The 21,341-nt window shown below is 42.3% G+C and carries 18 protein-coding genes and 1 pseudogene; 14 read left to right on the forward strand and 5 right to left on the reverse strand.

Going from position 1 to position 21,341, the window contains the following annotated elements:
- Positions 1-28: 28 nt before the first annotated feature.
- Together EL262_RS02515 and EL262_RS02520 are read right to left on the reverse strand one after the other, a co-directional pair.
- Positions 29-1,651, reverse strand: coding sequence for a CTP synthase (locus EL262_RS02515; protein WP_025837710.1), 1,623 nt, complete (start codon positions 1,649-1,651; stop codon positions 29-31).
- Between the two features lie 225 nt (positions 1,652-1,876).
- Positions 1,877-2,458: a hypothetical protein gene (locus EL262_RS02520; RefSeq protein WP_025837713.1), complete on the reverse strand. Its 582-nt coding sequence runs from the start codon at positions 2,456-2,458 to the stop codon at positions 1,877-1,879.
- Positions 2,459-2,868: 410 nt separating this feature from the next.
- On the opposite strand from EL262_RS02520, the gene spt reads away from it, so the two are divergent.
- From spt to EL262_RS02545, 5 genes are all read left to right on the forward strand, one after another.
- The gene (gene spt, locus EL262_RS02525; protein WP_025837716.1) at positions 2,869-4,053 is read left to right on the forward strand and encodes a serine palmitoyltransferase; all 1,185 of its coding nucleotides are present in this window, start codon (positions 2,869-2,871) and stop codon (positions 4,051-4,053) included.
- Between the two features lie 308 nt (positions 4,054-4,361).
- Complete coding sequence (locus tag EL262_RS02530) at positions 4,362-5,576, forward strand: MltF family protein (protein WP_051522692.1); 1,215 nt, start codon at positions 4,362-4,364, stop codon at positions 5,574-5,576.
- Positions 5,577-5,623: 47 nt separating this feature from the next.
- Positions 5,624-6,277, forward strand: a complete 654-nt coding sequence (upp, locus tag EL262_RS02535) for a uracil phosphoribosyltransferase (protein ID WP_025837719.1) — start codon at positions 5,624-5,626, stop codon at positions 6,275-6,277.
- A gap of 22 nt (positions 6,278-6,299) precedes the next feature.
- Entirely contained in the window at positions 6,300-8,150 is a 1,851-nt protein-coding gene (locus tag EL262_RS02540; RefSeq protein ID WP_025837721.1) for a peptidase U32 family protein, read from the forward strand.
- 341 nt (positions 8,151-8,491) lie between these two features.
- The gene (locus tag EL262_RS02545; protein ID WP_025837723.1) at positions 8,492-9,439 is read left to right on the forward strand and encodes an NAD(P)H-dependent flavin oxidoreductase; all 948 of its coding nucleotides are present in this window, start codon (positions 8,492-8,494) and stop codon (positions 9,437-9,439) included.
- Positions 9,440-9,641: 202 nt separating this feature from the next.
- Here EL262_RS02545 and EL262_RS02550 read toward each other — a convergent pair whose 3' ends face one another.
- Positions 9,642-10,220 carry an anthranilate synthase component II gene (locus tag EL262_RS02550; RefSeq protein WP_036853510.1) on the reverse strand — a complete coding sequence of 193 codons (579 nt, stop codon included), beginning with the start codon at positions 10,218-10,220 and terminating at the stop codon, positions 9,642-9,644.
- Positions 10,221-10,880: 660 nt separating this feature from the next.
- Here EL262_RS02550 and EL262_RS02555 point away from each other — a divergent pair.
- The 4 genes and pseudogenes from EL262_RS02555 to EL262_RS02570 all read left to right on the forward strand — a co-directional run.
- Entirely contained in the window at positions 10,881-11,336 is a 456-nt protein-coding gene (locus tag EL262_RS02555; protein ID WP_025837727.1) for a helix-turn-helix domain-containing protein, read from the forward strand.
- A 292-nt stretch (positions 11,337-11,628) separates the two neighbouring features.
- Positions 11,629-11,883 (forward strand): type B 50S ribosomal protein L31, encoded by a 255-nt coding sequence (locus EL262_RS02560; protein WP_025837729.1) that lies wholly within the window; start codon positions 11,629-11,631, stop codon positions 11,881-11,883.
- A gap of 156 nt (positions 11,884-12,039) precedes the next feature.
- A complete protein-coding gene (gene mnmE / locus EL262_RS02565; protein ID WP_174706346.1) occupies positions 12,040-13,446 on the forward strand; it encodes a tRNA uridine-5-carboxymethylaminomethyl(34) synthesis GTPase MnmE in 1,407 nt (468 codons plus the stop codon).
- 53 nt (positions 13,447-13,499) lie between these two features.
- Positions 13,500-13,601 (forward strand): annotated as a pseudogene (locus EL262_RS02570) (site-specific integrase); the annotation flags it as partial.
- Here the strand turns inward: EL262_RS02570 and EL262_RS02575 are convergent.
- Positions 13,594-14,871: an MBL fold metallo-hydrolase gene (locus EL262_RS02575; protein WP_025837733.1), complete on the reverse strand. Its 1,278-nt coding sequence runs from the start codon at positions 14,869-14,871 to the stop codon at positions 13,594-13,596. The pseudogene EL262_RS02570 and the gene EL262_RS02575 overlap by 8 nt on opposite strands.
- A 1,022-nt stretch (positions 14,872-15,893) precedes the next feature.
- On the opposite strand from EL262_RS02575, the gene EL262_RS02585 reads away from it, so the two are divergent.
- From EL262_RS02585 to EL262_RS02605, 5 genes are all read left to right on the forward strand, one after another.
- The gene (locus EL262_RS02585; RefSeq protein ID WP_025837735.1) at positions 15,894-16,577 is read left to right on the forward strand and encodes a cell division ATP-binding protein FtsE; all 684 of its coding nucleotides are present in this window, start codon (positions 15,894-15,896) and stop codon (positions 16,575-16,577) included.
- Between the two features lie 27 nt (positions 16,578-16,604).
- Positions 16,605-17,927, forward strand: coding sequence for an aspartate kinase (locus EL262_RS02590; RefSeq protein WP_025837736.1), 1,323 nt, complete (start codon positions 16,605-16,607; stop codon positions 17,925-17,927).
- Positions 17,924-18,853, forward strand: coding sequence for a 1,4-dihydroxy-2-naphthoate octaprenyltransferase (gene menA / locus EL262_RS02595; RefSeq protein WP_025837738.1), 930 nt, complete (start codon positions 17,924-17,926; stop codon positions 18,851-18,853). Before EL262_RS02590 ends, menA begins: the two co-directional genes overlap by 4 nt.
- A gap of 296 nt (positions 18,854-19,149) precedes the next feature.
- On the forward strand, positions 19,150-20,271 hold the full coding sequence (recF, locus tag EL262_RS02600) for a DNA replication/repair protein RecF (RefSeq protein WP_025837741.1): 1,122 nt from the start codon (positions 19,150-19,152) through the stop codon (positions 20,269-20,271).
- The gene (locus EL262_RS02605; protein ID WP_025837743.1) at positions 20,268-20,570 is read left to right on the forward strand and encodes a hypothetical protein; all 303 of its coding nucleotides are present in this window, start codon (positions 20,268-20,270) and stop codon (positions 20,568-20,570) included. Before recF ends, EL262_RS02605 begins: the two co-directional genes overlap by 4 nt.
- A gap of 63 nt (positions 20,571-20,633) precedes the next feature.
- Here the strand turns inward: EL262_RS02605 and EL262_RS02610 are convergent, their stop codons facing one another.
- Positions 20,634-21,335, reverse strand: coding sequence for a phosphatase PAP2 family protein (locus EL262_RS02610; protein ID WP_025837744.1), 702 nt, complete (start codon positions 21,333-21,335; stop codon positions 20,634-20,636).
- Positions 21,336-21,341 lie beyond the last annotated feature (6 nt).

A 21,341-nucleotide genomic window follows, 5' to 3' on the forward strand; every position in this document is an offset into this window, starting at 1 on the left:
ATTTTCTCTATGATGTTTTTAATGTCTCTTACTTGGAGTCATGTTCAGCGATGCTCGCCCTGACGAAAGATATGAATAGTGGGTTGGGCTTCACCACGGTACTATTGTACTCGGGGTGGTACTGTACAGCCACATACCACTTTTTGTCCGGAAGCTCGACAGCTTCGACAAGTCCCGAATCAGGGTTGTGCCCTGAGAATATCACACCGGCTGCTTCAAAGTCAGCTTTGTACTTGTTGTTGAACTCAAATCGGTGTCTGTGTCTCTCTTCTATATCTGTACTGCCATAAGCCTCCGCAATTTTTGTGCCCTGAGTCAAATGACACTTGTATGATCCGAGTCGCATCGTGCCACCAAGGTTGATGACAGACTTCTGATCCTCCATGATGTCTATCACTTTGTGTGTAGTGTTGGGATCAATCTCTGTGGTGTTGGCATCGGTCCAACCGAGGACATTACGTGCAAACTCTATCATGGTGCATTGCATGCCCAAGCATATCCCCAGCATCGGGATGTCGTTTTCTCTTGCATACTTGAGGGTATGTAGTTTGCCATCCACACCTCGTGTCCCGAAGCCCGGAGCGACAACTATGCCATCAAGCCCTTTGAGCGTCTTAGCGACATTTGCCTCATCTATCCTTTCGGACTGGATGTGTTTGAGTACAAGTTTGCGATTATTATATATTGCCGCTTGTTGGAGAGCTTCGTCGATCGACTTGTAAGCATCTTGTAGTTCGACATACTTCCCGACAAGACCGATGACGACCTCATCTTTAGCTTCTTGTTTCATCTTCAGGAAGTCCTTCCACGCTTTTAGTTCGGGCTTTTCGCCGATCTCAAGTCCTACTTTGCGGAGGATAACCTCGTCCATCTTTTGCTCTTGAAGGACGAGTGGCACCTCATAGATCGTGGGCACATCATAGGATTGTACAACGGCCTCGACAGGGACGTTGCAGAAGAGTGCGACCTTAGCGAGGATGTCTTCTTTTAATTCATGCTCTGTACGGAGGACAAGGATGTCAGGTTGGATCCCGACTTCTTGTAGGTGTTTGACAGAGTGTTGTGTGGGTTTTGTCTTGACCTCACCGGCAGCAGCGATGAAGGGTATATAAGTAAGGTGTACACAAAGGCAATTAGCACCCAGCTCCCACTTCAACTGTCGGACACTTTCCAAGAAGGGTAGGGACTCTATGTCACCCACAGTGCCACCGATCTCTGTGATCACAAAGTCAAACTCGCCTTTGCTTCCCAAGAGCTTCACATTCCTTTTGATCTCGTCCGTAATGTGTGGGACGACTTGTACGGTTTTGCCCAAGTAGTCTCCCCGACGCTCTTTTTGAATGACGTTCTGATAGATGCGTCCGGTGGTGATGTTGTTGGCTCTGGTGGTGGAGATGTTCAGGAACCTTTCGTAGTGGCCGAGATCCAAGTCTGCTTCATGTCCGTCGGTTGTGACATAGCATTCGCCATGCTCGTAGGGGTTGAGAGTCCCGGGATCAATGTTGATGTAGGGGTCAAACTTTTGGATTGTCACCCTGTATCCTCTTGCTTGTAGGAGTTTGCCTAAAGAGGCGGCTACAATACCTTTACCGAGAGAAGAAACCACACCGCCCGTTACAAAGATGTACTTTGTGCCACTTGAAGTATTCACTGTATCGATGATTTTTTGAGGTTGATAAATCTTATGGTGTCTACAGTGACAAGTTTTATCTCTGCGATAATGTCTTGGCACTACTTCACCAACAGACAAAGTTACGATAATATAATAATAAATCCATCAAAAGAACGGGCAATCACATATAACTGAACAAGAAAATGCTCCTACCTAAGCTCCCTTTTACACGTTGTATGAAGACTACATTATGAATACTATAGGTTATCGCAGTCGATAGTTGAATCCAATCGAGAGGCTGATGAGGTCAGGATATCCGGGTACGAATGTGCAAGCGAGATCCCACCTGTCAGTGATTTTGTAACGATAGTCAAAATCACCTGCATACCAAATAAATAGATGTTGAAAGATGGCATCTTGTCCTCCTTTGAAATATCCGGGGTCTTTGTATTCCGGTATTTTTAGCCAGTTTTTGCGAAAGATGAGGGTTGGTCCCAAGCCCCCATACAAGGAATGTCGACCGAGGGTAAAGATGCGTGCTCGGAGTCCCAAGTGTACGAATCCTCCTAACTGTGCCGCACAGTCTGAGTACAAGGCTATAGCCGTCTTAGTAAGAATAAAATCCTTGTATATGGGAAGTTCATAGGAGAGGATACCACCAAGATTTTGAACAAAATAGGCCTCCTTATCCAGACGTAGAGGCATGATCGAGGCATTCTCAGCCTCTCCATGTGGATGTATGCTGAGACCAAAGAATCTCAGACCGATGCTTTCTTGAGCTTTGGCCGAGGTGAAAAGCGATAGAATTATTATGAGGATGCAGTACTTGAAAAGCCTTGATTTCATACAGAGATGATTAGCTGTTTGATTCTTAAAAAGTTTGGCGGTAAGTCTAAATCGATCCGATACGTGCTCAGGCCTTTTGTGGTGACTTACGATAAGTCAAAGTTATGACAATACTTAATTGGGAATACATGAGAGACCGAAAAAAAGTTGTAGGAGGAGATAAATCAAGTCGTAAGACTTAACGATGAAAGTCGTAAGATTCGTTGTATCGAGTCGTAGGACTTTATTTACACCATTTATCTCCCTCATAACCAGGCCTGCTTTTGGATGGGTACTTTCGTCACATCAAGTTATGTCTATTTGACTCTCTTCTCGCACAAATATGATGTGATTGTGCTTTGAGTGTTTTTTCCTAACTTTGTCGCTTGAATACAAAGAACCTCACAAACGAATAATATATAAAATACCCTATGGGAATACTACAAGAGAGACTCGCGAAGTTCAATACACCCAAAGAGTACATGGAGCGTGGGCTGTATCCCTATTTTCGTGAAATAGAAGGGAAACAGGGCACTGAAGTAGACATGGGAGGAAAGAAAGTCCTGATGTTTGGCTCCAATGCTTACACCGGGCTTACCGGCGACAACAGAGTGATAGAGGCAGGTGTCGAGGCTTTGCGGAAGTATGGTTCGGGCTGTGCCGGATCAAGATTTCTGAATGGTACGCTTGACCTTCACGTGCAGCTGGAAAAAGAACTTGCCGAATTTGTCGAAAAGGACGAAGCTTTGTGTTTCCCGACCGGGTTTACCGTCAATTCGGGTGTGATCCCTTGCTTGATTGGTCGTAATGACTATATCATCTGTGACGATAGAGACCATGCTTCTATTGTAGATGGGCGCAGATTGTCGTTTTCACAGCAGTTGAAATACAAGCATAACGACATGGAGGATCTCGAAAAGCAGCTCCAAAAGTGTGATCCCAATGCCGTCAAACTCATTATTATAGATAGCGTCTTCTCGATGGAAGGAGATCTTGCAAATCTCCCTGAGATCGTCAGATTGAAAAAGAAGTACGATGCTACTCTCTTGGTAGATGAGGCTCATGGTATAGGAGTCTTTGGGAAGCAGGGCAAGGGGGTCTGTCACCATTTCGGGCTTACCGAAGAAGTGGATCTCATTATGGGGACATTCAGTAAATCTCTTGCTTCGATCGGAGGATTTATTGCCGGTGACAGTACGCTGATTAACTGGATACGTCACAACGCCCGCACATATATCTTCAGTGCTTCGATCACTCCTGCAGCTACAGCAGCAGCATTGGAAGCTCTACGTATCATAAGGACGGAGCCTGAGAGACTTGATCACCTTTGGGATGTGACTCGTTATGCACTCAAGAGGTTTAGAGAAGAGGGCTTCGAGATCGGACCTACAGAGTCGCCTATCATCCCTCTATATGTAAGGGATATGGAGAAGACTTTCATCGTGACGAAGTTAGCATTCGATGCCGGGGTATTCATCAATCCCGTGATACCGCCCGCCTGTGCTCCCCAAGATACATTGGTGCGTGTCGCTCTGATGGCGACTCATACCAAGGAGCAGGTCGATGAGGCTGTTATGCGCCTGAAGAAGTGTTTCCAAGAGTTGGATATTCTGTAAGCTACCTTTTCTGTTTTTTATACGGTCGATGGGATGACTTGTATGTCATCATTGTTGGCTGATCGCGAGAATAGATGTAACTTTGTGGAGATTACAAGTTACTTCGATATATGAAGACAGTCGAAAGTCTATTCATAACAGGCTTGTTGTTATGCACAAGCCTGATGAGTGTTTCCTCATGTGTCAATGGTAGTACAGATGAGGCAGATCGAAGTTTTAGGACCTGGGAAGACATTAAAAATAGTGATACTTTGCGGATAGGGACGACAACGTCCCCATCCGCATTTTTTATATATCGTGGCAAGGAAATGGGTGCTGAGTACTTCAAGATCCGTGACTTTGCAGCAGATAAGGGCTTAACTCTGTCCATAAGACTGTCTCACTCCTTGGATACCCTCAAACAGTGGGTGAGGGATGACTCCATTGACATTTGCATCACTCCTATGGCGATGACAAGAAGCCACATGGAAGATTTTTTATTCTGCGGACCCACACTGAATACTTCATTGGTCTTGCTTCAGAGAAAAGGGGCTCAGAAGGTGGCTTCAGTCCTTGATCTTGCAGATAAAAAGATCCATGTCGTGAGGAACAGTGTCGAGGATTTTCGTCTTCGGCAGATAGAGGATGAAATAGGCCCGGATAAAGACTTCACCATAGAATATGTGGACACCCTCTCTGTCCCTGATCTTTTGACTTTGGTAGCGCAGGATAGTATCGACTACACTGTAGCCGATCGCCATATCGCCGGTATGTTTGCTCAGCATTACAAGGGGTTGGACGTCAAGACAAAGCTAAGTACGCCGATACGCTATGGATGGGTGACTCACAAAGGAAACACCTCACTTGCTGATACTTTGGCGGCCTTTTTTGATAGCAAAAATTTGAGTAGAGAGGCTGAAAATACGATGAATTTTGCTCTTTACTTTGGCGATCCGGTGGCTTACCCCAGATATACCAAGGTCGATATACCTGAGGGGGCAATATCTCCCTATGATGATCTCTTCATCAAAGAGAGCGAGAGGTTGGGGTGGCATTGGACTATATTGGCAGCGATTGCTTTTCAGGAATCCGGATTTCAGAGTGATATAGTGGGGTGGAGTACAGCTACCGGACTTATGGGTATCATGCCGGCAACAGGTCGGGCATTCGGAGCCACTGTGGAAGAACTCAAAGATCCCGCAGTATCTGTCCGTGTTTCTGTCGACTGTCTTTTAGCCATAGCAAAAAGCTATCAGGATATCGAGGATGAGAATGAGAGGATAAAGTTCATCTTGGCTTCGTACAATGCAGGGCCTGCACACATACAGGATGCCCGCCGATTGGCGAAGAAGTATGGTGCTTCGCCGGATCTCTGGGATGACAATGTCAGAGAGTATGTGCTTCTGAAGAGCAATCCGAAGTATTATAATGATCCTGTATGTAAGTACGGCTTCTTGAGAGGTAGAGAGACAGTGGCCTATGTCTCAAACATCATGGCTCGAAAGGATGTCTACAAGGCTATCATGCACAACAAAGAGAAATAGGAATAGAAAGAAATCAGACTTTAATACATCACACAAAATATTGTAAAATGAAAGTTATAAATCTATCGGAGCAACATTCGTTGCTTAACAGATTCGTGTCCGAGCTCAGAAACGTGAACATCCAAAACGATCGGCTTAGATTTAGACGTAATATCGAAAGGCTTGGTGAAATCATGGCTTATGAGATCAGTAAAACATTGTCTTACAAAGAGTATGATATCCAGACACCTCTTGGTATATCTCGTGAGTCTTTGGACGAAGATAAGGTCGTGATCGCCACAATATTGAGAGCGGGTCTACCATTCCACCATGGATTTGGTAACTACTTCGATCGTGCTGAAAATGCATTTGTGTCAGCTTACCGTAAGTACAAGGATAGATTGAACTTTGACATCCATATCGAATATATTGCCTCACCATCACTCAACGACAAGACCATCATACTCTCTGACCCGATGCTGGCAACTGGTGGATCTATGGAATTGGCATATAGAGCTTTGCTCACAAAGGGAGAACCTAAAAATGTCCACTTTGCTTCCATCATTGCAAGTCAGCCTGCAATCGACTACTTGCAACAGCAACTTCCTGAAGACAGCACCCTTTGGGTGGCCGCGATAGATCCTGTGATCGATGATCACTCATATATCGTGCCGGGTCTTGGCGATGCCGGAGACCTCGCTTTCGGTGAGAAGCTGGACTAATCTTTTTCGGATCAATACCTGAATGGATCGTCAACTTGAACTTCTTGCTCCGGCAAAAAATGCAGATTATGGCATCGAGGCCATCAGGCATGGGGCTGACGCTGTGTACATCGGAGCTCCATCTTTTGGGGCTCGAGCCGGTGCCGGAAATTCGCTTGAGGACATAGAGCGTTTGATTTCTTTTGCGCATATTTTCGGTGCAAAAGTTTACGTTGCACTCAACACCATACTCAAGGATGAAGAATTGTCTGAAGCCCGAAAACTGATCCATCAACTCTACAATATAGGGGCAGATGCAATCATCATCCAAGATTATGGTTTGTTGATGCTGGATTTGCCTCCGATACCTTTGCACGCCAGCACCCAGATGGACAATGTGTCTGTCGAACGTATAAAGTTCATCTCCGATCAAGGTTTTGAGCAGGTTGTCATTCCCAGAGAGTTCAGCCTTAATCAAATACGAAGGGTGCATAGGACTCTCCCCGATATCAGGTTAGAGTGCTTTGTACACGGAGCTTTATGTGTCTCTTATAGTGGAAGGTGCTATGCTGCAGCCGAGTTTCACGATCGAAGTGCTAATCGAGGTGCATGCTCACAGGTCTGTCGTCTGCCATTCGATTTGATAGACGGAAAGGGTAGGGTATTGCAGCGTAACAAACACCTACTTTCTATCAAAGACCTTAATCGTACAGAACTGATTGCCGATCTCATAGAGGCCGGGGTTACCTCTTTCAAGATAGAAGGAAGACTCAAAGATTTATCTTATGTCAAAAATGTTGTCTCTCATTATAATCTGGTAATCAATGCTTTTATAGCCGAACATCCTGAATATTCGAGGCGTTCTCATGGAGAGGTGGATTTGAAGTTTATTCCACAGATTGATAGAGTTTTCAATAGGGGATATACGGCCTTTGCCCAAAATGGTCGTAAGGAGGATAATTTGGCAGCCTTTGACAGTCCCAAGTCGATGGGTGAAAGAGTAGGGACTGTCACGTCAATAAAAGGCAGTGTTATCAGGTTACAACGGGAGCCTGGCAAGATCATCTCAAATGGAGATGGTTTGGCATTTTATTTGCCACAGGGAGGCACTTCGGGGATAAAGGTAAATGTTTCAGAAGGAGATAAGATAACATTGAATAAACCTTCCGAAGGCTTGAAAATCGGCATGAGTCTATATCGAAATTTTGATATAGATTTTGAGCGACAGATGGCAAAAGAGACAGCTGAAAGAAAGCTACCGATACACTTTCGCCTTTATGAACAGGAAGATAATAAACTATGTCTCTCTGTAGAGACATTTGATGGTATTCGGACATCGGTTGTAGAATCCATTAAGATGGAAAAGTCGCTGAGTGGAGATGCTATTACCTCTATTACTAATGTCCTCAATAAGTGCGGAAACACTTTTTATAAGGTTTCCGACATCAATATCAGTCCCGGATTGGACGACATCTTCATTCCAAGAAGTCTGTTGACCGGTATGCGTCAAAAGGCTTTGGGACAGTTGAATGACGAATTGAGATCTTTTGCGCTAAAAATACGTCCGACCAGACCTCAACCACTAAACGACAGCACGTATCCTGAAGCTACGGTGAATTATACCGCAAATGTATTTAATCGATCTGCTCAGTTATTTTATGCGAAACATGGCTCTACTGTAACTGAGATGGCTTACGAGATGGAAAAACGATCACAGAAGCCTTTGATGTATACCAAACACTGTATACGTTATAGTCTCGGTATGTGCCCACATTTGCAGGGATATCAAGGCTGCTTTTATGAGCCGTGGCTATTAAAATCAACTCATAGTGATCTTACAATGAGGATATCCTTTAATTGTCAGGAGTGCTCGATGAGTCTCTATAAATATTGATTTTGGGTATTTCCTTTATTGATTTTGGGATTTCCTTTAATCTCTTTTATAAGAGCTTATTCAACATTTATCAATGGGTTTATAATCACCGTTATGTTAAGTTTATTAAGGGCGAGGCAAAGAACATACGGATCAAATCAATATTCATACAAAATAACCATAGAGGTATCTTGAGATTCAACATAGAAAATAGACATCTTAGCATGAGAAATCTCAATATCTTCAAATCTTTTGATTGAAAAGTACTGACAATTATAGAAAACCCTATTAACTTTGTGGGTGTTGAGGTAATTTTACTCAATGAAAAATACAAGACTAAAGCATTAAAGAGCGTTTTTACAATGAAAAATCGAGTAACAGAACTATTTCAGATACAATACCCTATCATCTCCGGTGGTATGGTTTGGTGTAGTGGTCATGAACTTGCAACAGCTGTCTCAGAGGCCGGTGGTTTGGGTCTCGTTGGAGCAGGCTCAATGTATCCTGAGATACTCAGAGGACACATTCAAAAAACTAAAAAAGCAACCAATAAGCCTTTTGGTGTCAACATACCTTTGATGTATCCAGATGTTGATGCTATCATGAAGATTATTTTGGACGAACACGTCCCTATTGTTTTCACCTCTGCTGGTAATCCCAAAACATGGACAAAGACCTTACAGGCGGAAGGTATAAAAGTTGCACATGTGGTGAGTAGCAGTAAATTTGCACTCAAGAGTCAAGATGCAGGTGTGGATGCTGTTGTGGCAGAGGGTTTTGAGGCCGGTGGACATAACGGTCGCGAGGAGACAACCACAATGTGTCTTATCCCTTCTGTAGTGGATGCAGTGGAGATTCCGGTGATTGCGGCCGGAGGCATTGGATCGGGACGTGCCATGATGGCAGCCTTCAGTCTTGGTGCTGAGGGAGTTCAGGTCGGAACTGCCTTTGCGCTTAGTGAGGAGAGTTCGGCTCATCCCGATTTCAAGGCCAGATGTCTCACTCTTCAAGAGGGAGATACGAAACTTGTTTTGAAGAAGGTTTCCCCTACTCGTCTGTTGACGAGCGACTTCCTTACTGCTGTCGAAGAGGCTGAAGGTAGAGGGGCAACGGCAGATGAACTGAGAGAACTCTTAGGGCGAGGTCGTAGTAAGAAAGGTATTTTTGAGGGAGATATGGTAAATGGAGAACTTGAGATTGGCCAAATCAGTGCTGCTATCGACGAGATTTTGCCCGCTTCACGCATTCTTGAAAATATGATTAAGGAGTTTTATGAAGTACAAGAAAAAATCCGCAATTATACTCGATAAGTAAAAACAGACAAGACATATTAAGATAAAAACATGGTGTAGTGAAATTCATTTTCGCTACACCATGTTTTTATTGTTTTGGATAAACAAATTATAAGTGGCTAAGACTTGATGACGAGGGGTGGTGGGTACATAAACAAAGCTGAAGATTGTAAGCAATAGCACACTTAATATCACGAAAGCTCTTTTCTGTATTTACGTCCTACTTTAACCAATTGTCTATTATTGCCCGACCTTGTTCCGTAATCACAGATTCCGGATGAAACTGTACCCCCCAAATCGGATATTTCTTATGTGACAACGCTGCAATATTGATGTCTTCATCATAAGCATCTATACTCAAACAAGAAGGCAAATGCTCTTTGCTGACAACCCAAGAGTGGTACCTCGCTACAAATATAGGTGCTGAAAGCCCTTCGAACAACTTTCTACTTCCGTTGTCACTGATGGTTATCCGGCTTTTGTGTCCGTGTTTTGGCTTCGGCAAGCACTCTATTTTTCCTCCAAATGCAAGTGCAATAGCTTGCATTCCCAAGCAAACTCCAAGTATGGAGTGCGTTTCCACACATCTTAGAATTGTAGGAATCAGGTGAGGAAACTCCTCCGGATGTCCCGGCCCGGGAGAAAGTAGGATATATTCATAATCTTTCAACAAACTTAAATTTTCATCTAAATCCTCTGTATTTATAAACTTATAAGCACAGTCTGTCCGTTCTCGTATGATCTGTACGAGATTGTATACGAACGAGTCATGATGATTGATTATGAGTATTCGTTTCATTTGCTTTGGATTGTTTTTCTCTCCTTTTATTATCAGCCCCAAATTTACAGCTTATTTCGTTATCATACCTACCATACCTAATATCCTCGTTCATTTTGACTGTTTCTCGATACATGAAAAAGATACCAATGAATACATCGCAATATTTATGTTTGTGAATAGTTTTGGGTGATATGGTTGTACATATATAAACACCTTTAGGAGATTAGACATTTGAGTTGACATGAATTGATATATGTATACACATATAATACTCTTGTTTTTATCTGGTATATTATACTCATCATTAAACTTAATATTTAGTTATATTTGAAGGTATAACCCCTCATATGATTGATCCAATCAAATGGTAATCAGTTGTTTGCTCTTATTTTGGTGTAAATATTATAATACTGATAGGTTTTCGCTTACATCTCAATATAAGTTACATGTAAACAAACGTCTTTAAATGTTTTTATTTTGTTTATTGTCAGTTGCTTATATGTATTTTTCTATATGTGGTAACAGTATCTTCTATGATGAGATGTAACTATTGTGATTATGATCTGAATGTATGAGTATATGTGTATATGTATTGTTATGGACTTGTGTATGTGGATATATATGTGTACTTTTACAAATGGGAAATATCTTTCTAAATTAAGATACTTTTAGTGTTCTATGGATCATATTGTTATTCGCATAAAGGAAATAATAGAGCAAGAAGGAGTCAGTCAAATTTTGTTTGCAGAAAAGACAGGCATTAACAAATCGACTCTAAGCCATGTCCTCACAGGACGTAATCATCCAAGCTCCAAAGTCATTCAAAAGATATTGACAGCCTATCCTCACTATAGGCACGAGTGGCTACTTAGCGGTGAATTTCCAATGGTGAAAGAAGGCTATAGAGAGCAACAAGCTAAGCAGACCAATATCCCGTTGTTTACTGAAATGACGGAAAATGTCTTTTCGGAGTCCCCTCATGTGCCCTCTTATCAGCCCCCTACTCTTCAAATTTCGCCTGCACTCACACCCCAAATCGAGGTTGTCACTGCGCAGGTGGCTCGAAAGGTCGAAAAGATCATCGTTTACTACGATGATAATACTTATCAGACTTTTATGCCACTTGAAGACTGAGGTGACAGTACTTGAAGTTATTGCTCGTTCGTCTTTTTTACTACAGGTTAATCTCATTGTAAGTGAATGATTTAATGAAGAGTAATCAAGTGAGGGCATGTGTGATAGGGATACCTTATTTTATATCACTGTGAAGTTTTCTTAGGTTTGAGTATGCTCTGGGAGATTGCTTAGGCTTCAAAATGATTGTGACAGATATGCTGATAATTAAGAAAATATGACTATCTTTGCGCAGAAATTATCCGGTTACCGCACAACGAAAGAAATATAAACAACAAATTAATATACAGCAATGAAAAAGGACATCCATCCTGAAAATTACCGCAAGGTTGTCTTCAAAGACATGTCTAACGAAGAAATCTTCATCACACGTTCGACTGCAAATTCAAGAGAAACCATCGAGATCGACGGTGAGACTTATCCACTCATCAAGGTTGAAATCTCCAGCTCTTCACACCCTTTCTATACAGGTAAGGCTAAGCTTGTCGACACTGCAGGACGTGTAGATAAGTTCATGAACCGTTACGGTAACAGAGCAAAGAAGTAATAAAGTTCATTGCTCCATTTTATATACTTTGATGGAGTAAGAGCTTAGCTAATTGTGATCGGTAGCGTATACCGATGCATAAGGCGAGGGTACATGAGTCTGAAGACAATGCACCCTCGCTTTGTTTTATTCATAATACAGCTGTTTGTTTAGATTATGTCGTTTTACTCCATCAATCAAACGATTTGCGCACTTGCTACTCCCATGGGGAGATCAGCCATTGGCGTCATAAAGATATCGGGGACTATTGCCTTTGATGTACTCAAAAGGGTATTTAAGCCTTTGAGCAAAAAGGACTATGATCCCCTATCCCAACACGTGAGTTATGGATGGATTGTGGATCCCCAAAATGATGAGTATATCGACGATGTCGTGGTCGTCACTTACGTCAACCCTAAATCCTATACCGGAGAGGATATGGTGGAGATATCGTGCCATGGTTCACCGTACATCTTGAGTGAGGTTATGAAGTTGCTGATTGCTTCGGGTGTACGACCTGCAGAGGGTGGAGAGTTCACGAAAAGAGCCTTTGCCAATGGTAAGATGGACCTTAGCCAGGCCGAGGCTGTAGCAGATGTCATCTCAAGTACGAATAAAGCTGCTCTCAGGATGTCTATGAGTCAAATGCGTGGACATTTTAGCAGAAAGATAGAAGCCCTTAGAGAGACCCTTATCAGGTTTTGCTCGTTACTTGAATTGGAGTTGGATTTCAGTGAAGAAGATGTCGAATTTGCAGATCGAAAGGCTCTGACAGATTCTTGTTCTTCGATTTTAGGTGAACTGAAGGAGTTAAGCAGTAGTTTTGAGAAAGGCAGGGTCATCAAAAACGGGATCCCTATTGCCATTGCAGGGGCTACAAATGCCGGTAAGTCTACCCTTTTGAACGCACTTTTGGAAGACGATAGAGCCATTGTCTCGGATATCCATGGCACTACCCGCGATGCGATAGAGGATACGGTGATACTCGGAGGACGAGAGTTCAGGTTTATAGATACAGCCGGTATACGAGATACAGATGATCCTATCGAAAGCATCGGGATTAACAGATCCTTTGAAAAGATCAATCAAGCCTCTCTCACCCTTTGGATGATCGATGCCTCAGACAAAGAGCTTGATCTACATACACTCCTTCAGAACATAACCCAACATGCCTCCAAAAGTAGTATTTGTGCTCTGATCAATAAAAGGGATATAGTGAGTGCCCATGAAATAGAGCAAATAACTCATGTGCTCAAACAGTCAGGCATATCTACGATCATGGCGATAAGTGCGAAAGATCACCAAGATATTGCCAAAGTCAAGGAAGAGATACTCCGACATTTTGAAGATCTGAATGTAGGAGAAAATGATATCATTGTCTCAAATCTTCGCCATGCGACAGCGATACAAGATGCCATGGTTCATCTCGAAACAGTCCTCAATGGTCTTTCTTTAAGTATTCCTGGCGACCTTTTGGCACAAGACCTAAGAGCTGCCATAAACCACCTCGGAGAAGTCGTAGGCAATGTATCTTCAGACGACATCCTTCACTCCATCTTCAAAAACTTCTGCATCGGCAAGTAATTTCTGATTTTTTCTCACTGCGCTGATTTGGCACTTGATACTTGAATCTGCAGATTACGAAGCATATCACTTTTCATTGCTTTCGTCACCCCTACGCCATGATACAGATTTCTCTTGGTACAGATATTTATACGGTATCGAAGATGCTCACTCACTAAATATCACAAAGATTATTTGAATGAATTTAGAATCTATATGTTCGGTGATACAGATTGGAAATCTCTTTTTTATCGCTAGATCTATTAGAACGTCAGAGCTAGGATGCCCATATGTGTTACTTGTACCATAAGAAATTGGGCACAAGAAGCTAGTCCCTCTAGGACAGTCAAAATCATGTGATCTTTTGCTTCCATGGTGAGCAATTTGAATCGTACCTACATTGTTCCACAATCCATCTAGCCATTTCTTCAGTTTTTTTTCCTCATAGTTGGAATCACCATTATAAATACAAGCGACACGCCATTTGAGAGAGTGATCGTCTTTAAGAAAGTCTGAGCAGGAAATAGAACAAGTCGTTAGATTGTGATAGAGTTGATTATGGGCCTGCTCGACCTTCTGATGATAAAAATGATTTCGATAGGCCTTCTGTTCTATTGGACCGGAGTACAACACTAGGGAGTGGGGATTGATTTTGCCTTCCAACTGATCATAGATATCATCCTTTAATTTCGTCTTTACTGATTTATCCTTGATAATATCGTTTACCTTTTGTGGATCTCTCAAGACATCCAAAGCTTCCTCCACGGAAATGTCACGCTCCACTCCTAATGTGTTTTTGAAGTACTCCTGAAAGTCTTTGTCATTACACAACTTTTTTGCTAATTCTTCTCGAAACTCTTTGCTCGAGTAGTAATTAAAAGGGATATAACACCAAAATTTTAGTCCCTTTAGTGATAGCTTTTTTCCACTAGATAAGAGGGGATCAATACTTGAGGTATCTTGATCAAGAAAGAGAATATCTTGGTTCATATTCTCCCTTGGGACATCTTCCTCTACCGAACGAATTCGCCATACTTTTGTCTCTTTATTAAAGTACTCTTCTGGTGATGTTATAATCTGTACGACCTTTCCTTTAATATCCTTCAAGGCTTTGGGAAAGTTGACAAGAGAGAGCAAAATAGGATAATCATTGTCCACATGGGGCAAGACAACATTGCGAACCTCCTTTACACTTTCGATTAGAGTGGGGATTAGAGAGATGTGATCCCAATCCAAATGAGATATGAATAATATATCTATAGTGTCTTTTTTGGAGAAGGCCTGTTCAATTACTTCCTGTTTAATGACTTTCTTTCTTTCCGCTGATAATGGAGTAGTTCCACAATCATACACCACTTTATAGCTCCCCCCATCCGATGTATAAAAATGTTCAGAATAAAATGCCCCCTGACCTACAGGATGAAAAAATCGCTTTATTATATTCATGACTTTTCAAAACAATATAATAACTTGTACATGAGTCCGACTAACTAATACAAATGTACTCTTTCTTATATAAATAATCTATAACATCCATCTGATATTTTACTAGTATTTTCCCTCATTTATACAAGAGATCGCAACCTCAGCTTCTGACTGAGTTACCCGAAAGCTTTCAGACCGCCGAAGCCCTTCTGATCGCAGAGCGTATCGGAATTAAAGAACGAGCCTTTAAGGATTTTCTCAGTCGCAATATCGGGACGCTTTTTACCAAGGAACGACACGGTGTCTATCGAAAACTCGGCCTACAAACCTGATGCACTTTCTGCATTTCTGTATTTCTTCCCCTATTGACAGATTGAAAGTACACAAAGTGTGGATAGTGCCTGAAAATATAGGCCCCATGAAAAAACGTTGTCTAATCTGATGACGACAGTTGCCTAAGGTGATGCGACAAGTTAGACAACGTCAGTTCGATATAAGGAAGAGATATAATGTGTTGATTATTATGATGTTTGTTTTTTACGCATTTTTTAGATGCTTACATTGCTCTCATATGTCTTTTTACTTGTGTCTGGCTCCCAAAGACTTAGATATTGGCTCTTCTTTGCGATTATCCTATTGAAATAGAAAGTGTAAATATATTGATTTACAGATACTTAGTTGTATTGTGACATATTTTCTTAGAACGAACTGGCGTATTTATAGAGTGCAACACCTGAAAGAAGATTGAACGATTAAGAACTAAGAAACGCAATTTAACTGCACAACCTATATAAAACAGTGAGATTGGGATAATTTTTCATTTATTCTATGGGGGCTTCTACCGATTAAAAAGCTAATCGCCTAATTGATAGAGAGGTAAATATATTGCATCGGCAAGTAATTTCTGATTTTTTGTGACTGAGCTGATTTGGCACTTGTTGGTTTACGAACCTACGTTGAGCCTTTGTATCATTTTTCATCCCGAATGTATGTCATTCTTTTTACGTAATTTTGTGGACACTCTGCAAAATAGATCAGAAGTTATGGCTACACCTATATTATCTCTCGAAAATATCACCTTATGCAGGGATGAGAATGTTATTTTGTCCGGAGCCTCTTTGGATATATATCCGGGCGAGTTTGTCTACCTTATCGGTAAGGTCGGATCCGGGAAGTCTACGCTCATAAAGTCGATTTATATGGATATCCCTATAAAGGATGGTGATGCGAGATTTATGGACTTTGATTTGCGAAGGATCAAGAGAAAAAGAGTACCCTATTTGAGACGTAACTTAGGTATTGTATTTCAGGATTTTCAGTTGCTGGCAGACCGCTCTGTATACAAAAATCTTGAATTTGTACTCAAGGCTACCGGATGGAAGGATAGTAAGGAGATTGCTCTAAGGATTAATCAGGTGCTGGATCAGGTCGGCATGGCCAGTAAGGGATACAAGATGCCCCATGAACTCTCAGGGGGAGAACAGCAACGAGTCGCTATATCGAGAGCTCTTCTCAATACTCCGAGTCTGATCATGGCCGATGAGCCTACCGGTCACCTTGATCCCGAGACCGGAGAACAAATCATCCAATTGCTTCAAAACATTGCAGAGAATGGCACAGCTGTACTTTTGATAACTCACAACTATGCCTTGGTGAAGAAATATCCTGCTCGCATCATAAAGATAGACAACGAGAAACTCATCGAGATGCAAATCCAGGCAGATTAAAATGACAATTACGGTACGATATAAACGATGTTGATCATGAAGTTTGGAGGGACGTCTGTGGGTACCTCCGAAAGAATAAAGGAAGTGGGGCGTCTCATCAATGATGCTAAGACGAAGATCGTGGTTCTCTCTGCGATGGGAGGTGTTACCAATATTTTGGTAGAGATCTGTGAACACTTTCGTCATCAAAACCCTCAGGGAGCACTTTCTTTGATCGAAGTGCTATCCGATAAATACAAAGGGGTCATAGATTCATTGTACTCTTCTGCAGAGTCTCGAGTGCGGGTCACGGCTTTTGTCCAAGAGAAGATGGACTATATCGAAAGCTTCAAGAACGAACTTTTTTCAGACTTTGAGGAAAAGTGTGTCTTAGCTCTTGGAGAACTGATCTCCACGGAAATGATGAAAGTTCATTTGGCCGAGATCGGTGTCGCCGCAGTCAAACTTCCGGCATTGGACTTTATGGTGACCAATAAGTTCGGTGAGCCGGATCTTGAACGCATTTCGGAATCCCTCAAGAAGCTACTCTCTCAATATCCTGATACTAAACTTTTCCTTACGGAGGGTTATATCTGTCGTAATGCTTATGCCGAGATCGATAATCTCAAACGTGGGGGGAGTGACTATACGGCTTCTATCTTGGGGGCTTGTATAGATGCGAAGGAAGTGCAGATATGGACAGACATCGATGGTATGCATAACAATGACCCTCGAATTGTCGAGGGGACATCTCCCGTGCGTAATCTTCACTTCGATGAGGCTGCCGAACTCGCTTATTTCGGAGCAAAAATCCTCCACCCTACTTGTATCCATCCGGCTAAGATGCAGAACGTCCCTGTGCGTCTTCTCTACACCATGGATCCATCCGCACCCGGAACATTGATCTCCAATGTCATCGAACCTGAAAAGATTAAGGCGGTAGCAGTGAAGGATGGTATCACAACAATTAAGGTGCTGAGTACGAGACTACTATTGGCTCATGGCTTCTTGAGTAGAGTTTTTGAAGTTTTCGAACGACATCAGACACCCATCGATCTTGTTACGACATCAGAAGTGGCTGTAACAGTGGCGATAGACAATCAGAGCAGACTGGAAGAGATCCTTTCGGAGCTGAAGCGTTTTGCTACAGTCTCCATCGACAATAATATGTCCATAATTTGTATCGCAGGGGATCTCAACTGGAAAAATGTCGGATTTGAGGCGGATATCATCAAAGCTCTCGAAGATATACCGGTACGTATGATTTCTTATGGAGGATCCAATCACAATGTATCCATGGTGATACGTACCGAGGATAAGATAGATGCTCTTCAAAAACTCAGCAAAAAACTATTCAGTCCTAAAAAGTGAATTCTTCCGGCACGGTCTCAAACAATCTATCTACTCCCCCATCACGACGATCATTTCTGAAGACTTGGTGGTATGCTATTCGTCCACATACTTTGGGAGCTTCGATCGCACCACTCATTATTGCCGGAGGGGCATTATGGGCAGACGAGAGCTTTAGGTTTTTGGAGTACTTCTTATGTCTGATCGTTGCTCTCAGTGCTCAGATTTCGAGTAATATCGCAAATGACTACTTCGACTATAAAGGAGGGAAAGACACTGCAGATCGTGTTGGCTTTGAGAGGCTTTTGACCAAAGGGGTTGTGACTCCGGGACAAATGTTCGGTGCACTCGTTATTACGACTTTGACCTGTGCTCTTGCAGGTGGCATTTTGGTCTGGATGGGCGGATGGATTATCCTTTTGATCGGCTTAGCCACACTCTTAGGTATCTTTGCTTACTCTTCGGGACCATTTCCCCTATCCCATCATGGTTTAGGAGATTTGGCTGTTGTTATTTTCTTTGGGCTCATCCCTGTCTTGGGCACTTACTATGTCGTAGCCGGTCCCCCGCCTTTGCATCTCATGTTTTTGGCTCTCGGTATTGGCTTATGGGAGGCTAACATACTGGTCGTAAATAACTATAGAGACTACCAAGAAGACTCTAAAAGTGGAAAGAAAACTATCATTGTGCGTATGGGAGTAAAGTCCGGCCCTCGCCTATATGCACTCAATACATTGCTATCGATCTTTGTGATCATGTTAGGGCTTTATACAGAGGGTAGTACCATTGCAGCTATTATTGTTGCCCTATTATTGACTTTCGTTTGTTTTGTTGCTGTCTATGGCATCCAAAAACTAAAAGGTAAGCGTCTCAATGGACTATTAAAGTTTACCAATAAGGTAGCTATTTTAATGTCAATCATTCTCTCTCTTTCTCTCATTTTCTGATAAACAAGATTAGTAAAGTTCTTTGCTTGAAAGAACAGTGTCTGACATTAAAAATCAGACCTCAGGAGACTCACTTGATCGAGGGTGGTCAGGAAGTCTTTCGTAACAGCCATTATATTCTGCTCAAAAAAGTCGTTTGAATCGATGAAACGAATCATACGACTTTTATCATCAAGTCGTATAACTTGATTTCGAAGGTTCAACAACTTTATTTCTCGAGGTGCATATAGTGGTCGGATTTGAGTAACTTTGCAATCAAGTAAAGAAAGTTTTTCGGTTCATTTTTCTCAAAAAGTATGATACTACAACAGTTGTCCTTGACCAATTACAAAAACATTGAGGCTACAACCCTGTCTTTTTCAAATAAGCTCAACTGTATCATAGGCTCCAATGGGATGGGAAAAACCAACCTTCTCGATAGCATCTACTACCTATCTTTTGCACGTACGTGTGTATATCTGCCGGATCATATGGTGGTGAGAAATGGAGCTGAGATGGCTATATTGGATGGGAAATACAAGATCGGAGATAAGGATGAGCATCTCTATTGTGGTATCAGGATCGGGAAGTCTAAGGTGTTTAGACGAAACAAGAAGGAGTACACCAAGATCTCTGATCACATCGGTGCGTTTCCGTTGGTGATGATATCACCGGCGGACTTCGAGCTCATACGTGGGGGGAGTGAAGAGAGACGTAAGTTTATGGATATGATCATATCCCAAGAGTCATCCCCCTATCTCCTTGCGCTCATATCATATCGTAAACTTCTTGAGCAACGTAACAGCATGCTCAAAAAGCGGAGCTTCAGCACCGAACTCCTTGATATCATTGACGAACAAATGGCACCTCATGCCGAGACCATCATGAGCTACAGGTCTCAGTGGTTGGATAGGATCCGCCCCATCTTTCACGAATATTATAACTATATCTCGGACAATAGCGATGACGTGAGTCTGGTATATCACTCTTCGTTGGAGACTGAAGAGATCGCCGCTGCTGAGACATTTCTTCGGATCTGGAAAGAAACGAGGGAAAGAGATATTGCACTCGGGCACACATCCATGGGACCTCATAGAGATGATTTGGATATGTTGCTCAATGGAGTGCTGATACGCAAGATCGGTTCGCAGGGACAGAATAAGACCTTTATGGTCGCATTGAAATTTGCACAGTTCAGATTGCTACGTATCCTTCAACCCCACAACATGCCTTTGCTTCTGCTCGATGATGTCTTCGATAAGCTTGATGCTCATAGAGTGGATCGCATCGTCAGGCTTGTCTCCGGAGAAGAGTTTGGGCAGATATTCATGTCCGATACCAACCGTAAATACTTGGATCAGATATTGTCGAGATTACCGGAAGCCACCTACTCTATCTTTACTGCCCAAGATGGTGTATTTACCGAAATAAAACCATGAAACGATATACTTCCGAAAGAGTAGATACGCTCCTCAACAAGATGGATGATGAGCTCCCTGTGCTCAAGGCTATAAAGAGACAAAAAGCTCTCGAAGAAGCTTGGACAAAGATCCCTGATAAGACCTTGAGACAGTTGGAGATAAAGGCAACGATAGATAGCGATGGGGTATTGATACTGATGTGTACTTCTGCTGTTGCGCTTGATTATGTGAAACGTCAACGCAGATTCATCGAAAAGTTTCTATTTGACTTTATGCTTGAATGGGAGCTCTCCCAGATCCGAATGACCTTGGAGTAAAAATCAGGGGATGTATCATGTTAGATACATCCCCTGACCTTCTTATTATGGCTATGAATTCTCTTAATTTAGGAAATACCACTTGAAGATAAACGGAGAAAATATCCATAAACTGATGTAGAAGAGTACCATGGAATAAGCGATCTTCGAGATGCGGTTCTGAGGCCGGATATAGGGAGTCTTTACTTTCTCCGAAGGGATGCCGAGAAAGACTTCTCGCCCCATGACATATATCTGATACACAAACCAACCCAAAAGTAGTCCGACACAAATCCCCGGGATGACATCTGTAATGAAGTGTACCCCCAAGTAAATCCTCGAATAAGCGACAGTCACAACGACGGTATACACAGCTATAGAATACAATCGATCGCGAAGCAAAAGAGCTGTAAAGGTGGCTGCCGAAAAGAAGTTGGCCGAGTGCCCCGAGATGAAGCCGTAGCTCCCACCCTTGTATCCTATCACAGTCTTGACCAAGTCCATTGTCTCAGGATGATGTGTCGGTCTGTATCTCTGAAAGAAGGGCTTGAAGATCTGTGACGATATCTGATCTCCCAAAAAGATCAGCAACCCCATTGCAATGAACAGCCACAATATCTCTTTGGGCTTCTGCTTGTAAAATAAAAGTGCAAAAAACACTATACCGTACGGTATCCATGCCAACTTGTCTGAGATGAGATACATCACCGAGTCCAAATATGATGTATGAGGACTATTGAGTAGAAGGAAGAAGTCCTTCTCAATCAAAACCCATTGTTCGAGCATAATCTA

The organism is Porphyromonas cangingivalis (assembly GCF_900638305.1).
Taxonomy (GTDB): Bacteria; Bacteroidota; Bacteroidia; order Bacteroidales; family Porphyromonadaceae; genus Porphyromonas_A; species Porphyromonas_A cangingivalis.